The 15,228-nt window shown below is 70.3% G+C and carries 13 protein-coding genes; 9 read left to right on the top strand and 4 right to left on the bottom strand.

All coding sequences use genetic code 11. The features are described from left to right. Window positions 1–19: 19 nt before the first annotated feature. Window positions 20–2,602, bottom strand: a complete 2,583-nt coding sequence (gene pepN, locus OED52_RS07875) for an aminopeptidase N (protein WP_264154087.1) — start codon at window positions 2,600–2,602, stop codon at window positions 20–22. Window positions 2,603–2,667: 65 nt separating this feature from the next. Next, window positions 2,668–3,909, bottom strand: a complete 1,242-nt coding sequence (locus OED52_RS07880) for an NAD(P)/FAD-dependent oxidoreductase (RefSeq protein WP_264154088.1) — start codon at window positions 3,907–3,909, stop codon at window positions 2,668–2,670. A gap of 145 nt (window positions 3,910–4,054) precedes the next feature. Here OED52_RS07880 and OED52_RS07885 point away from each other — a divergent pair, with 145 nt between their 5' ends. The 9 genes from OED52_RS07885 to OED52_RS07925 all read left to right on the top strand — a co-directional run bounded on the left by OED52_RS07885 (window position 4,055) and on the right by OED52_RS07925 (window position 13,166). After that, window positions 4,055–4,684 carry a DsbA family protein gene (locus OED52_RS07885; RefSeq protein WP_264154089.1) on the top strand — a complete coding sequence of 210 codons (630 nt, stop codon included), beginning with the start codon at window positions 4,055–4,057 and terminating at the stop codon, window positions 4,682–4,684. A gap of 178 nt (window positions 4,685–4,862) precedes the next feature. Further along, window positions 4,863–6,077, top strand: a complete 1,215-nt coding sequence (locus tag OED52_RS07890; RefSeq protein WP_264154090.1) for an SfnB family sulfur acquisition oxidoreductase — start codon at window positions 4,863–4,865, stop codon at window positions 6,075–6,077. Between the two features lie 116 nt (window positions 6,078–6,193). Further along, a complete protein-coding gene (locus OED52_RS07895) occupies window positions 6,194–6,472 on the top strand; it encodes a zinc ribbon domain-containing protein (RefSeq protein WP_264154091.1) in 279 nt (92 codons plus the stop codon). A 79-nt stretch (window positions 6,473–6,551) separates the two neighbouring features. Beyond that, window positions 6,552–7,796, top strand: a complete 1,245-nt coding sequence (fmdA, locus tag OED52_RS07900; protein WP_264154092.1) for a formamidase — start codon at window positions 6,552–6,554, stop codon at window positions 7,794–7,796. A gap of 94 nt (window positions 7,797–7,890) precedes the next feature. Next, complete coding sequence (locus OED52_RS07905) at window positions 7,891–9,105, top strand: acyl-CoA dehydrogenase family protein (protein WP_264154093.1); 1,215 nt, start codon at window positions 7,891–7,893, stop codon at window positions 9,103–9,105. 67 nt (window positions 9,106–9,172) lie between these two features. Beyond that, window positions 9,173–10,525: a styrene monooxygenase/indole monooxygenase family protein gene (locus OED52_RS07910; RefSeq protein ID WP_264154094.1), complete on the top strand. Its 1,353-nt coding sequence runs from the start codon at window positions 9,173–9,175 to the stop codon at window positions 10,523–10,525. A gap of 101 nt (window positions 10,526–10,626) precedes the next feature. Beyond that, window positions 10,627–11,742, top strand: a complete 1,116-nt coding sequence (gene sfnG, locus OED52_RS07915) for a dimethylsulfone monooxygenase SfnG (protein WP_264154095.1) — start codon at window positions 10,627–10,629, stop codon at window positions 11,740–11,742. A gap of 143 nt (window positions 11,743–11,885) precedes the next feature. After that, entirely contained in the window at window positions 11,886–12,365 is a 480-nt protein-coding gene (locus tag OED52_RS07920) for a ribose-5-phosphate isomerase (RefSeq protein WP_264154096.1), read from the top strand. Window positions 12,366–12,368: 3 nt separating this feature from the next. Beyond that, window positions 12,369–13,166: an Fpg/Nei family DNA glycosylase gene (locus tag OED52_RS07925; RefSeq protein WP_264154097.1), complete on the top strand. Its 798-nt coding sequence runs from the start codon at window positions 12,369–12,371 to the stop codon at window positions 13,164–13,166. Window positions 13,167–13,179: 13 nt separating this feature from the next. Here OED52_RS07925 and OED52_RS07930 read toward each other — a convergent pair whose 3' ends face one another. Further along, window positions 13,180–13,980: a DUF1542 domain-containing protein gene (locus OED52_RS07930; protein ID WP_264154098.1), complete on the bottom strand. Its 801-nt coding sequence runs from the start codon at window positions 13,978–13,980 to the stop codon at window positions 13,180–13,182. 81 nt (window positions 13,981–14,061) lie between these two features. Then, on the bottom strand, window positions 14,062–15,216 hold the full coding sequence (locus OED52_RS07935; RefSeq protein WP_264154099.1) for a wax ester/triacylglycerol synthase domain-containing protein: 1,155 nt from the start codon (window positions 15,214–15,216) through the stop codon (window positions 14,062–14,064). Window positions 15,217–15,228: the final 12 nt, after the last annotated feature.

The following is a 15,228-nucleotide window of genomic DNA, read 5'->3' on the forward strand; positions in this document are numbered from 1 at the left end:
CGGGCCACGGTCGTTTCCGTCAGGAGGCGTCGAACGCGCGGGCCTTCAGCGACCGGACGATACCGGCGCGGCCCTCGGCGACGAGGCGGCGCAGCGCCGGCGGATGGTCACCGGCGAGGAACTCGTCGGCGGCGGCCACCGACTCCTCGCTGATGGACCACGACGGGTACAGCCCCACCACGACCGTCTGCGCGACCTCGCTGGAGCGGCGCTCCCAGACCCCGGGCACATCCGCGAAGTACCGCGCCACGAACGGCTCGAGCAGCTCGGCCTGCCCCAGGGGTGCGAACCCGCCGATCACGGCGCGGGCCGTGATGTTGGGGATGCTGTCGTCGTGGACGACCGTCTGCCAGACCTGCTCCTTGACGGCCGCCTGCGGACGCGCCGCCCGCGCGGCCGCCGCCTGACGTGCACCCTGGGCCGTGGGATCCCGCTGCGCCTCGGCGTCGATGACCGGCGTCTCCGGCCCGTCCGCGTCGATCTGGCCCGCGGCCGCCAGCGCCTGCACGATCCGCCAGCGCAGGTCGGTGTCCACCACCAGACCGGACAGTCCGACGGTGGCCGGGTCGGCGTTCAGCAGCTCCTCGAGCACCTCGGTGTGCCAGGGCGACAGCGACGCGGTGGTCAGGGCGTTGACGAACGCGAGCTGGTGGTCGGAGCCCGGCTCGGCCTCGCGGGCCAGCTCGAGCAGACGGTTCGCGTAGTCCGGCCAGCCCTGTTCGGCGGCCCAGCCCGGCTCCGCGTAGCTGCCCAGCGCGGTGTGCGCCTGCATCAGCAGCCGCTGCACCACACCGACCTCGGTCTCGGCGGCGACTCCACGCTGGACGAGAGCGACGAAGTCGCGGGCCTTCATCTCGGCCTGACGCGTCATCTCCCACGCCGCCGACCACACCAGGGTGCGCGGCAGCGACTCGGCGATGTCGCCGATCCGGGCGGTCACCGTGGCGAGGGACTCCTCGTCCAGACGCACCGAGCAGTAGGTGAGGTCGTCGTCGTTGACCAGCACGAAGGCGCCGCGCGGCACCCCGACGAGGTCGGGCACGTCGGTGCGTTCGGTGGCGTCGACGTCGATTTCGACGCGGTGTGTGCGCACGAGCCGACCGGAGCCGTCGTCGTCGTACACACCGATCGCCAGGCGGTGCACGCGGAACTCACCGGCACCGGGCTGCGCGCCCTCCTGCACCACCGCGAACCGCGTGAACCGGCCCTGCTCGTCGACCTCGAAGTCGGGCCGCAGGATGTTCAGGCCGGTGGTCTTGAGCCACTGGGCGCCCCAGTCCGACAGGTCGCGGCCCGACGCCTTCTCCAGTGCGGCGAGCAGGTCGTCGAAGGTGGCGTTGCCGTAGGCGTGGTCGCGGAAGTACTCGCGCAGACCGGCGAGGAAGGGCTCCTGGCCGACATAGGCGACGAGCTGCTTGAGCACCGACGCGCCCTTGGCGTAGGTGATGCCGTCGAAGTTGACCTCCACCGCGGCCAGATCCGGGATGTCCGCGGCGATCGGGTGCGTCGACGGCAGCTGGTCCTGCCGGTAGGCCCACGACTTCTCGACGTTCGCGAAGGTCGTCCACGCGTTGGTGTACTCGGTGGCCGAGGCCTGGCACAGCACCGACGCGAAGGTCGCGAACGACTCGTTGAGCCACAGATCGTCCCACCAGCGCATGGTGACGAGGTCGCCGAACCACATGTGCGCCATCTCGTGCAGGACGGTCTCGGCGCGCCGCTCGTAGGAGTAGCGGGTGACCTTGGAGCGGAATACGTAGTCCTCGAGGAAGGTCACCGCACCGGCGTTCTCCATCGCCCCGGCGTTGAACTCCGGCACGAACAGCTGGTCGTACTTGCCGAAGGCGTAGGGGATGCCGAAGTTGTCGTGGTAGAACGCGAAACCCTGCTTGGTCTCGGTGAACAACCGATCGGCGTCCATGTACTCGGCGAGGGAGGCACGGCAGAAGATCCGCAGCGGGATGGTGCCGTGCTCGTCGGTGTACTCGTCGGACCACACCGCGTACGGCCCGGCGATCAGCGCGACGAGATAGGTGCTCATCCGCGGAGTGGTGCGGAAGTGGTGCTCACCGGGGGTCGCGGCCAGGGTCTGCACCACGTCCGCGTTGGACACGACCTGCCAGTCCACGGGCGCGGTGACCTTCAGATCGAAGGTGGCCTTGAGGTCGGGCTGGTCGAAGCACGCGAACATGCGCTTGGCGTCGGCCGTCTCGAACTGCGAGTACAGGTAGACCGCGTCGTCGGTGGGGTCGACGAAGCGGTGCAACCCCTCACCGGTGTTGGTGTACAGGCAGTCGGCGTCGACGACGAGCTCGTTGTGCGCGGCCAGCCCGGTCAGCGCGATGCCGGTCTCCTCGCTGTAACCGGAGACGTCCACGGGTTCGCCGTTGAGGGTCGCCGAGTGCACCGTCTTCGCGATGAGATCGATGAAGGTGGACGCACCCTCGGTCGCGTCGAAGGTCACGGTGGTGACGGACCGGAACGTCTCGGTGCCGGGCGCACCCGACCCGTCCGTGAGATCCAGGACGATGGCGTAGTTGTGGACGTCGAGGATCGCTGCCCGCTCGGCGGCCTGTTCACGGGTCAGGTTCGGTGGTGCCACGTAAGGAACTCCATTCTCACGACGGGATGCCGGTCGGCATCCATCCCATCATGATCGGGTCGGGCTCACGCGGTGAGCTCGGACAGCGGCACGTCCGTGTCGGCCAGCCGGTCCGGGTCCACCGGCGCACCCGAGGCGATCAGGGCCCGGATGTCGTCGTCCGCATCCCAGATGTTCACGTTCATGCCGGCCCGCACCAGGCGGGCGTCGTCGAGCCAGAACGCGAGGAACTGCCGGCCCCGGACGTCACCGCGGGTGACCACCCGCGCGTCGCGGGGTGCGAGACCGACGTACTCCATGCCGAGGTCGTACTGGTCGGTGAAGAAGTAGGGCAGCCGGTCGTAGGTGGCCTCCCACCCGAGCATCGCCGCCGCCGCCACCGCGGGCTGGTTCAGCGCGTTGGCCCAGTGCTCGACCCGTACCCGGGTACCGAGCAGCGGATGCTCCGCCGCCGCGATGTCGCCGACCGCGACGATGTCCGGATCGCTCGTGCGCAGCGACGCGTCGACGAGCACCCCGTCGTCGACCGCGAGCCCGGCGTCGCGGGCGAGGTCGACGTTCGGCCGGGCCCCGACCGCGACCAGCACGGCGTCGGCCGGCACGACCGTGCCGTCCCCGAAACGGATCCCGCTCGCGCGCCCGTCGTAGGCGACGATCTCGCTCACCGAGGTGTTCGTCCGCAGGTCGACGCCGTGCGCGCGATGCAGGTCGGCGAAGACCGCCCCCATCTCCTCGCCGAGCTCGCCGAGCAGGGGCTGGCTCGCGGATTCGGCGACGACCACCCCGGCGCCGCGGCCCCGCGCGTTGGCGGCGATCTCCAGGCCGATCCAGCCGCCGCCGACGATCGCCAGCCATCCCGCCGTGTCGGTGCCGGCGTGGATCGCGGTGAGCAGGGCGTCGGCGTCGTCGACGGTGCGCAGGACGTACACGCGGTCGGCGTCGGCCCCGGGCACGGGCACAGTGCGGGGTGTCGATCCCGTCGCGAGGGCGAGCTTGTCGTAGTGCAGGGTCGAGCCGTCGGGCAGGGACACGGTGTGCGCGGTGGGATCGATCGCGGTGACGGTGGTGCCGAGAAGCAGCTCCACACGGTGGTCCCGGTACCAGTCGCCGTCGTGCACGGTGAAGTCGGCAAGGGTCTTGCCGCCCGCGAAGTACTCCTTCGACAGGGGCGGTCGCTCGTAGGGGAGGTGATCCTCCGCGCCGATCAGCACGATTCGCCCCGGAAAGTCGCGGACCCGCAGTTCCTCGGCCAGTTTGGCGCCGGCCAGGCCCGCACCCACGATCAGAAACGTCTCCTCACCCGACATCGTCGTGCCTCCACTCGATGCGTGCCGGACATGCTCCCTCCCGTCCGACGGTACGGTGCCGCGCAATCCCCGGGCCCCGCTTCGGGAAGAATCGACGACGGAACGGTGTTGCCCGATCCGTACCGACTCTTGTGAGGAGATCTTCTTGAGCGACACGACTGCAGCCGCGTCCGGCAAGGACACCGCAGACTTCTGGTTCGACCCGCTGTGCCCCTGGTGCTGGATCACCTCCCGCTGGATCCTCGAGGTCACGAAGGTGCGCGACATCGAGGCGCGTTTCCACGTGATGAGCCTGGCCGTGCTCAACGAGGGCCGCGACCTGCCCGAGGAGTACGCGGAGCTGATGAAGAAGGCGTGGGGTCCGGTGCGGGTGGCGATCGCCGCGGCGCAGAAGTACGGCGACGACATCCTCTCCCCGCTCTACACCGCGATGGGCACCCGCATCCACAACGAGGGCAACAAGGACTTCGCCGAGGTGATCGCCGCGTCGCTCGCCGAACTCGATCTCGATCCGGCCCTGGCCGAGGCCGCCGACAGCGACGCCTACGACGACGCGCTGCGCGAGAGCCACCACGCGGGCATGGACAAGGTGGGGCAGGACGTGGGCACGCCCACGATCCACGTGAACGGCATCGCCTTCTTCGGCCCGGTGCTGTCGAAGATCCCGCGCGGCGAAGAGGCCGGCAAGGTGTGGGACGGCGTGGTCGCGCTCGCGTCCTACCCGCACTTCTTCGAGCTCAAGCGCACCCGCGACGAGAGCCCGAGCTTCGACTGACCGCCGCGGATCCGTCCTTCCGGCCGGGCCGGCGTACGCGCCGGCCAGGCCGGAAGACTTTCGCTCAGGGTGAATGCAATCCTCGCAGGGCGGGCCGGATCGGCCTAACGTGTCGGATCATGTCCAACTCGCTCCACCCCCTGCCGTCCGTGTCCATCCCGTTCCAGGGGGTGGAGCTGTGAGCGCCGTACCCACCGCCGCACGCATCTCCGACGTCGACGAGGCCCTCCGGGTCGCGGCCACGCTCGCCGACGGGTTCGCCGTCGGCGCCGCCCAGCGCGACGCGAACCGTGAACTGCCGCACGAACAGATCCGGGCGCTCGCCGCCTCCGGTCTGCTCGCCCTCACCGTGCCCGTCGAGTACGGCGGCATCGCTGCGCCCTACGGGACGGTGGTGGAGGTCTTCCGCATCCTCGCCGCGGCCGACCCGAGCATCGCGCAGATCCCGCACTCGCACTTCACCTTCCTCGAGGCGCTGCGCAGCCAGGGCACCGACGAGCAGAAGCGTTTCTTCTACGGTGAGGTGCTGGCCGGTGCGTTGCTGGCGAACGCGCAGAGCGAACGCGGCTCCCGCCCGATGAACGTCGACACCACGATCCTGCGCCGGCAGGGCGACGACTACGTGCTCAGCGGCCGCAAGTTCTACAGCACCGGCGCCCTGTTCGCCGACTGGATCCTCGTGCGCGCCAGCCTCGCCGACGACCCCGACGCCACCGACGCGTCGACCCCCAAGGCGGTCGCGTTCGTCCGGCGCGACACCGAGGGACTCACCGTCGTCGACGACTGGGACGGCATGGGTCAGCGCACCACCGCCAGCGGCACCGTCACCCTCGACGACATCGTGGTCCCGGCGTCGGCGGTCGTGCCCTACTCGCCGATCTTCGACGGCCCCACCACCTACGGCGCCCAGGCCCAGATCACGCACGCCGCCATCGACGTGGGCATCGCCACCGGTGCGCTCGCCGAGGCAGTCCTGCAGGCCGGCCGGGCCCGCCCGCACTTCGAATCGGGTGTCGAACGCGCCGTGGACGATCCGCTGCTCGTGCAGATCGCGGGGGAGGCCACGGTCACGGTCCGGGCCGCGCAGGTGCTGCTCGCCCAGGCCGCGCGCGCCGTCGACGCGGCCCGCGCGAACCCGACCGAGGAGTCCACGGCCGCTGCGTCGATCGAGGTGGCCACCGCGAAGGTCGCCGCCACCCGTGCCGCCGTGGAGACGGCGAGCGTGCTGTTCGAACTCGGCGGCACCCGCAGCGCGTCGGGCTCGGCGAACCTGTCCCGCTACTGGCGCGACGCCCGCACCCACACGCTGCACGACGCGACCCGCTGGAAGCTCCAGCACATCGGCCGGTGGACGCTCAGCGGCACCCATCCGCCGCGGCACGGCGTGCTCTGACCGCACCTCACGGGGCCGGTCCGCCAGTCGATTTCGCACCGGCGGACCGGCCCCGTCGGGTACCGTGCGATTGTTCGCATTCGGGAGCAATCGCCCTCGTCGTCCCGGGAGGTCGCGTGGCCGTCTACGTCTATCGATGTCTCTCCCACGGGCGCTTCGACAGCGCCCATCCCATCGGCACCGCCCCGTCCGCCGTGCCGTGCCCGCACTGCAGCGCCTCCGCCGCGCGGGTTCTCACCTCGCCGAATCTGTCGTCCACCTCCGCGGCCGTCACGGCGATGATGGACGCGCACGGCCGGTCGCAGACCGCACCGGCGGTGACCACCCGGCCCCCGGAACCGGAACGACCGTCCCGCCCGGCCGATCCCCGCATCGCGAAACTCCCGCGCCCGTAGAGCCTACGGCCGGCCACGCCGTGGCCGGTCCGATCCGCGTGCACATCCGCACCCCGCACCCGCGAGACCGGAGGAAACCATGCCCGACGTGATCTTCCCCGTCGACCACAGCAAACCGTTCCGGGAGCAGGAACTCGTCGGCCACAACCGGTGGCATCCCGACATCCCGCCGGTCGCGACCGTGAAGTCCGGCGACGTCTTCCGCGTCGAGTCCAAGGAATGGTTCGACGGCACGATCGTCGACAGCGACGACGCGAACGACATCCGCGACTGCGACCTGTCGATGGTGCACCAGTTGTCCGGGCCGTTCGCCGTCGAAGGAGCGAAACCCGGCGACCTGCTGATGGTGGACATCCTCGACGTCGGCCCGGTACCCCAGCAGACCGGCCCGATCGCCGGACAGGGCTGGGGATACACCGGCATCTTCGCCAAGGAGAACGGCGGTGGTTTCCTCACCGACTGGTTCCCGCAGGCGTACAAGGCGATCTGGAACTTCACCGGGCAGAAGGCCACCAGCCGGCACATCCCCGGGGTGGAGTTCACCGGCATCGTCCACCCCGGCCTCATGGGGACGGCACCGAGCCGGGAACTGCTCGCCCGCTGGAACGCCCGCGAACAGGCCCTGATCGACACCGAACCGAATCGTGTTCCGCCGCTGGCGCTCCCACCCGAACCCCACAACGCGGTGCTCGGCTCACTGTCCGGCAGCGAGTACGAACGGGTCGCGGCGGAGGCCGCGCGGACCGCCCCGCCGCGGGAGAACGGCGGCAACCAGGACATCAAGAACCTATCCAAGGGCAGCCGGATCTTCTACCCCGTCTTCGTCGACGGTGCCAACCTCTCCCTGGGCGACCTGCACTTCTCGCAGGGCGACGGCGAGATCACCTTCTGCGGCGCCATCGAGATGGGCGGCTACATCGACCTGCGGGTCGAGGTGATCCCGGGCGGCATGGAGACCTACGGGGTGACCACCAACCCGATCTTCATGCCCGGCAACGTCGAACCCCGCTACACCGAGTTCCTCACCTTCGTCGGCTTCTCCGTCGACCGGCAGGGCACACAGCACTATCTCGACTCGACCCTGGCCTACCAGAACGCCTGCCTCAACGCGATCGAGTACCTGTCGAGGTTCGGCTGGACCAAGGAGCAGGTCTACCTGCTGCTCGGTGCGGCACCGGTCGAGGCGCGGTTCTCCGGGGTGGTGGACGTGCCGAACTCGTGCGCGACGCTCTACGTCCCCACCGCGATCTTCGACATCGACGTGCGGCCCTCGGCCGGCAACCCCGTCCGGGTCGACCGCGGGCAGTGCGCGGTGAGCAGCTGACCGCTGCGGGTTGGATTCGCACCGATCCTAAATGGTGTCCGGGCGGTACTCCCTGTCGCATCGTGGATTCCTCGAGCGACAAGGAGTACCGCACGTGACAAGCACCGTTTCCGCACCCGCCACCACCGACCGGGAATTGAAGGAGCGCTTCGCCCCGATCTTCGACCGCATCGCCGTCGGCGCTGTCGACCGCGAACGCGACCGTCGGCTGGCCTTCGAGGAGGTCGCCTGGTTGCGCGAGGCCCGCTTCGGGGCACTGCGTGTGCCGGTCGAGTACGGCGGCTTCGGCGCGACCGTCCGGCAGCTGTTCGACCTGCTCGTCGACCTCGCCGCCGCCGAATCGAACCTGCCGCAGGCACTTCGGGTGCACTGGAGCTTCGTCGAGGACCAGCGGCTCACCGGCGACGAGCGCGCTGCCGACTGGCTGCGCCGGGTCGCGACCGGCACCCTCGTCGGCAACGCGATCACCGAACCCGGTGTCGGCGCGGCCGACCGCTACCGCACGGCCCTGACCCGCAAGGGGAGTGGCTGGGTCCTCGACGGCGTCAAGTACTACAGCACCGGAAGCCTGTACGCCGACCATATCCTCGTCGCCGCCGATCAGGACGGGGAACGCGTCTCCGTGCTCGTCGACGCGAACCAGCCCGGCGTCGAGCAGTCCGACGACTGGGACGGTTTCGGGCAGCGGCTCACCGCCAGCGGCACCACCACCTTCACCGGCGTGGAGGTCACCGAGGACCGGATCCTCGGCCCCGGTTACGGGCAGCCGGGCCGCACCTACGCCACCGCCTACCTGCAGCTCGTCCAGCTCGCGGTGCTCGCCGGCATCGCCGCCCGCGCCGAGGCCGACACCGTCGAGTGGGTCCGCCGCCGGACCCGCACCTTCACCCATGCCGCCGCCGACCTGCCGCGGCACGACCCGCTGGTGCAGCAGGTCGTCGGGCGGCTGTCCGCCGCGGCCTACGGGGCCCGCGCCGTCGTCCTCGCCGTCGCCGACGAACTCGACGTCCTGCTCGACGCGGGCGGCCAGGACCCGGAACTGCTCGACCGTGCCGAGGCGGCCGCCGCGAAGGCGCAGTCGGTGGTGATCTCGCTGGTGCTCGACGCGACCAGCGAACTGTTCGAGGTGGGTGGAGCCTCCATCAGCGACGCCTCGCTGGGGCTCGACCGGCACTGGCGCAACTCCCGCGTCGTCGCCGCCCACAACCCGTTGATCTACAAGCAGCAGGCCGTCGGCGCGCACGTGCTCAACGGCGATCCGCTGCCCTACGCGTGGAGCGCCGGTCGCCGGCCCGGGGTGGCCGGGTGACCCGTCCGATCCGCTTCGACGCGGATGTCAGCTGATCCACGAAACCATCGTTATCTCAGGAGAACTCATGTCACGCACCGCAGCCGTCGTGGGTGCGGGCCTGGCGGGCACCACCGCCGCCCTGGGCCTGCAGAACGCCGGATTCGATGTCACCCTCCACAGCGACCGCGACCGGAGGTCGTTGCGCGACGACGTCCCCGCGACCGGCACCGCCGTGTACTTCGGCAGATCGCGGGAATCGGACGCCCGCATCATCGAGGACCTCTACGCAGACGGCCCGTCCGCCGTCGGTATGAGTGCGCGCCTGCACACCGGGGTGGGGAAGACCTACGGGGAGGTGTTCGAGTTCGCCCCCGACTTCGGGTACGTCTCCCAGGGCGTCGACGTGCGGTTGCGCGCCGACGACCGGCTCGGTCGATTTCTCGATCGGGGCGGGCGTTTCGAGGTGCGGTCGGTCGATCCCGACGGCCTCGACGGGATCGCCGGTCGCCACGACCTCACCCTCGTCGCCACCGGCAAGGGCGGCCTGGCGTCGCTGTTCCCCGTCGACCCGGACCGTACCGTGTACTCCGAACCGCAGCGGCAGCTGCTGATGGTGACGTTGCACGGCCTCGACCACGATGCGGACGCCTTCGGTTACCGCGGGGTCGGCGGCAGGTTCAACCACTTCAACCTGCACACCGACTTCGGTGAGGTGTTCATCGGCCCGTATCTGCACAAGGACGTCGGGCCGGCGTGGAGTTTCCTCGGTTTCGCGAAGCCGGGCTCGCCGTGGATCGAGCTGTTCGACACCGTCACCGACGCGCACAGCGCCCGCCGCGCGGTGCTCGAGCTGTACCGGCAGTACTTCCCGAAGGACGCCGCGGAGATCGAACAACTGCAGGTGATCGAGGTCGACCCGCACTCCTGGCTCCGCGGCGCGGTCACCCCCACGGTGCGCCGCGCGGTCGGGGAGACTGCGAGCGGGCACGTCGTCGCCGCGATCGGCGACACCGCCGTCTCCTTCGATCCCGTCGCCGGGCAGGGCGCGCAGAACACGGTCGTCCAGATCGCCTCACTGATCGAGGCGGTGCGGAACCACGACGGCGAGTTCACCCGCCAGTGGCTGCAGGACCGCTTCGACGAGCACTGGGCCGCCCGCGGCCACGGCGCGGCCGAGACCACCCGGCTGTTCCTCGGCGACCCCACCTACGCGCAGTACGCCGACGTGTTGTTCCCGGCCGCCGCCGTGGACGAGCGGGCCGCCGCGGCCCTGTTCCGGTTCCTCTCCGAACCGGAACTGCTGCCGGGATTGCGCGATGTGGACGACGTGAAGAGTTACATCGCCGAGGCGACCGGGGTACCCGCGGACGAGTTGACGGCGCGGTTCGCGCCGTCAACCGGATTCGCGGCCTCACCCCGCGGACGGGTCGCGGTCTGAGCCTCGGACGAATCCGAGCCTCGGACCGAGCAGAGGAAGTGTTGGAATCACCCTGATCGCAACCATTGGTTCGATGGGGAGCCTGGAATTGAATCGGAGCCATGTCGACCGAACGTATCGCCGAGAAGACCACTTTCGCCTACTGGGTGCCCAACGTCAGTGGCGGTCTTGTCACCTCGGACATCGAGCAGCGCACGAGCTGGGACTACGACTACAACGTCAAGCTCGCCCGCACCGCCGAGAACAACGGTTTCGAGTACGCCCTGAGCCAGGTGCGCTACCAGGCCAGCTACGGAGCCGAGTTCCAGCACGAGTCGACGAGCTTCAGCCTCGCGCTGCTGCTCGCCACCGAGCGTCTGAAGGTCATCGCGGCCGTCCACCCCGGCCTGTGGCAACCGGCCGTGCTCGCCAAGCTGGGTGCGACGGTCGACCAGCTGTCCGGCGGCCGTTTCGCGGTCAACGTCGTCAGCGGCTGGTTCAAGGACGAGTTCACCAACATGGGTGAGCCCTGGCTCGAGCACGACGAGCGCTACCGGCGCAGCGCCGAGTTCCTGCAGGTGCTCCGGAAGATCTGGACCGAGGACGAGGTCGATTTCCGCGGCGACTTCTACCGGATCCACGACTTCAGCCTCAAGCCGAAGCCGCTCAACACCCCGGAGCGCCCGAACCCCGAGCTGTTCCAGGGCGGCAATTCCACCGCGGCGATCGCCAACGGCGGCCGCTACGCCGACTGGTACTTCAGCAACGGTAAGGACTACGACGGCATCACCGCGCAGATCGACGAACTGCGCGACGTCGCGCGCGCCCACAGTCGGGAGGTGAAGGTCGGGCTCAACGGTTTCGTCATCGCCCGCGACACCGAGAAGGAGGCCCGCGACACCCTCCGCGAGATCATCGAGAAGGCCAACCGTCCCGCCGTCGAGGGTTTCCGCAGTGCCGTCCAGCAGGCCGGCTCGGCCACCGGCGACAAGAAGGGCATGTGGGCGGACTCGACCTTCGAGGATCTCGTCCAGTACAACGACGGTTTCCGTACCCAGCTCATCGGTACCCCGGAGCAGATCGCGCACCGCATCGTCGAGTACCGCCGCCGCGGAGTCGACCTGATCCTCGCCGGCTTCCTGCACTTCCAGGAGGAGATCGAGTACTTCGGCAAGAACGTGCTGCCGATCGTGCGCGAGCTCGAGGCCCAGGAGGCCCGCGAACCCGTCGGCGTGTGAGCGCGCCCGGCCGAGTGCGCGGCTGCGCGACCGTGTGAGACCCACCTCCGAGCGGCGCCCCCTGCGAACGAACGCGGGGGGCGTCGCGCGTGAGGTCCACCGGCGTGTGCGGGGGAGGACGCGATCCTCGATAGACTCGGTTCATGCGCGTTTACCTGGGAGCCGACCACGCGGGCTTCGAACGGAAGAATGAGATCATCGAGCACCTGAAGAAGAACGGCCACGAGCCGGTCGACTGCGGTGCCTTCGAGTACGACGCCCTGGACGACTACCCGGCGTTCTGCATCGAGGCCGCACGTCGCACCGTGGCCGACGAGGGCAGCCTCGGCATCGTGCTCGGCGGCAGCGGCAACGGTGAGCAGATCGCCGCCAACAAGGTGCCCGGTGCCCGCTGCGCACTGGCATGGAGCGTCGAGACCGCCAAACTGGCCCGCGAGCACAACAACGCCCAGCTCATCGGCATCGGCGGCCGCATGCACAGCCTCGAGGAGACCCTCGCGATCGTCGACGCCTTCCTGGCGACCCCGTGGTCGAACGAGGAGCGCCACCAGCGCCGCATCGACATCCTCGCCGAGTACGAGAAGTCGGGCGTGGCCCCGGCGGTTCCCGGCGCTCCCGCCTGATCCGTGCCCGAAGGACACATCCTGCACCGGCTCGCCCGGCTGCACCACGAGTGGTACTCCGGCGCGCCGGTGCGGGTGTCCAGTCCCCAGGGCCGGTTCGCCGACGGTGCTGCCGTCGTCGACGGTCGCGTGCTCACCCACGCCGACGCCTGGGGCAAACACCTGTTCCACCACTACGAGGGCGGTCTGGCCGTCCACGTGCACCTCGGCATCTACGGGGAGTTCACCGACGGCGACCTGCCGCTCGGCGAACCCGTCGGTCAGGTGCGGATGCGGATGGTCGGGGCCGAGCACGGCAGCGACCTGCGCGGCCCGGCCGCCTGTGAGGTCCTCACCCCCGGGGAGGTCGAGGCGATCGAGGCGCGGCTCGGGCCCGACCCGCTGCGCGACGACGCCGACCCCGATCGGGCCTGGGCTCGAATCTCCAAGTCCCGCACGGCTATCGGCTCACTGCTCATGAACCAAGCGGTGATCGCCGGGGTCGGAAACGTCTACCGGGCCGAGGTGCTGTTCCGGCACGGCATCCACCCCGAACGTCCCGGACGGAATCTGACGCGGGACGAATTCGACGCGCTCTGGCGCGATCTCGTCGACCTGATGAACGTCGGTGTGAAGCACGGGCGCATGCACGTCGTGCGGCCCGAACACGACCACGGCGCACCGGCCTACGCGAAGAACCGGCCGCGCACCTACGTCTACCGCCGGGCCGGGGAACCCTGCCGCGTCTGCGGCAGCGCGGTGCTGCACTCGGTCATGCAGGCGCGCAACCTGTTCTGGTGCCCCACCTGCCAGCCGGCCTGAGCGCGCCCTTCGGTCAGAAGTCGAATCCGCCGAAGTCGAAACCCCCGCCGTCCCCGCCACCGAAGTCGCTGCCACCGAAGTCGCTGCCACCGAAGTCGTCCCCGCCGACATCGTCGCCCCCACCGCCGTCCTCGCCGCCGTACCCGTCGGCGCCGGGGTCCGCGGACCCGTCGCCCGCGCCGCTCTCGAAGGCCTGCGCGTCGTAGGGCACACCGGCCATCCCTGCGAACAGCGACGAGAACAGCAGCATCGACCCGACACCCCAGGCGCCCGCCACCAGGGCCGGTTTCCACCAGGGCTCCGAGTACCAGCCGGCCGGCACCGGGCGTCCCGCGACACGGCCACCCGGGTAGTAGTTCGGTGTGGCGGGCGACGGGGCCGGCGACGCGGAGATCGTGCGGCCCTCGAAGTCGATGCTCCGCTTCTCCGTGACCTCACCGGCGGACCGTTGTCCGTCGAGCGGCGGGATGTCCGGACCGGGATCCATGCCCATCGCCAGACGCGCGGCGCGGATGTAGTAGAGCCCCTCGAGGGCGGTCTGCTTCGCCAGCCGGGCCTGCACCGGGGTGGCGGCCTGCTCGATCTGTGAACCCGCCGCCGTGTACCGCTCGGCGGCGTCGGCGAGGGCCTGCTTCGAGGCGTCGTCGGTGCCGGTCAGGTTGTAGATCTGTCCGCCGAGCCGTTCGATGGCCTGCCGGGCGTCGGCCTTGGCGTCGTCGAGCGCGTCGGCCCGATGGCGTGTGGTGGTCCGCTGGGAGCGCGAGACGAAGTACACCACCGCGCCCACGGCGACGAGGACGAGTAGAAGTTCCACGGCCCATCCTTCCCGTTCGGGGCGGGTCCCGCCTTCCAGACTACCGGCGGAGCGGGGATGGCCTCCGGCGCGGGAGAGCGCTCAGGCCACCTGATCGAGGACAGCGTCCATCCCGTCGTGCAGGCAGGCGTCGAAGGCCTCGCGGTCGGTGACGACGGTGGGGTCGACCGTCAGCCCCACGCAGTAGGTGTCGCGATAGGACATCGCCGAGGCGGTGAGCATCGCCCCGTGCGCCGGGCCGAAGCCGTAGTACCGCTCGACCTTCGCTCCGCCCACGTAGAGGGGGGAGTGCGAACCGGGCAGGTTCGACACGAACAGGTCGTGCGAACCGAACGCGATGTCGACGTCCGGACCGGCCGCGGGGTGGAGGCGGCCCAGCGGGGAGGCCGGGGGATCCCCGGCGGGGAGCACCGCGTCGAGGCGGCGCATCAGATCGAGGGGATCGGCGGACGCCGCCCGGTCGAGCACCAGCGGGATCGCCCGTCCGTGGGGCCCCGGCACCAGCAACCGCAGCGGTTCGTCGTCCCGTCCGTACAGGCGGTCGTACTCGGCGCAGGCCGCGATCAGTGCTGCGGTCGACCCGCTCGACAGTCGGCAGCCCACACGTTCGCAGACGGCCCGGAGCGCGTGCAGGTCGGCATCGAGCACGTGCAGCCGCGGACTCGGCGGAGCGGGACGGTGTTCCGTGCCGTCCTCCGCGCGGCCCAGGATGGTCTTGAACAGGCCGGTGCCCACCGCCGTGAACAGGTGCGCCGCCGTCCGGACCGACTCCGCGCCCTGTTCGGACACCGACCGCGCCCAGGACAGCATCGAATCGGCGCGGCCGGACACGGAGGACGACACGAGATGGCGCAACCGCAGTACGAGCGCGGACTGGCCGCCGTCGAGACCGTCGAGCAGCGTCAGTTCCCAGCGGGGCCGTTCCCCGTCGGCGGGTGCGGAGGTGGTGCCGGCGTAGGCGAGCACCTCGTCGAACTTCGCGGGGGCGTGGAGCGTGAACCGTTCGAGATGCCAGGGTGGATCGGAGTCGGGGTCGCCGGACCACCGCGGCGAGGGGAGTCCGATCGGAAGTTCCACGAGCCGGTGGCGGAAGTTCGGCGACTCGTGGTTCCCGGGAGCGAGCACGGCCGCGACGCGCTCCCAGTCGGGTGTGGCATCGAGGAGCACGGCGGCGACGACGGACGAACATGCTGGCGGTGCCGGTGCCTCGGCACGATCGTCGGAGGTGTCCTTCACAGTTGGGACGGT

The organism is Rhodococcus sp. Z13, from assembly GCF_025837095.1.
Lineage (GTDB): Bacteria > Actinomycetota > Actinomycetes > Mycobacteriales > Mycobacteriaceae > Rhodococcus > Rhodococcus sacchari.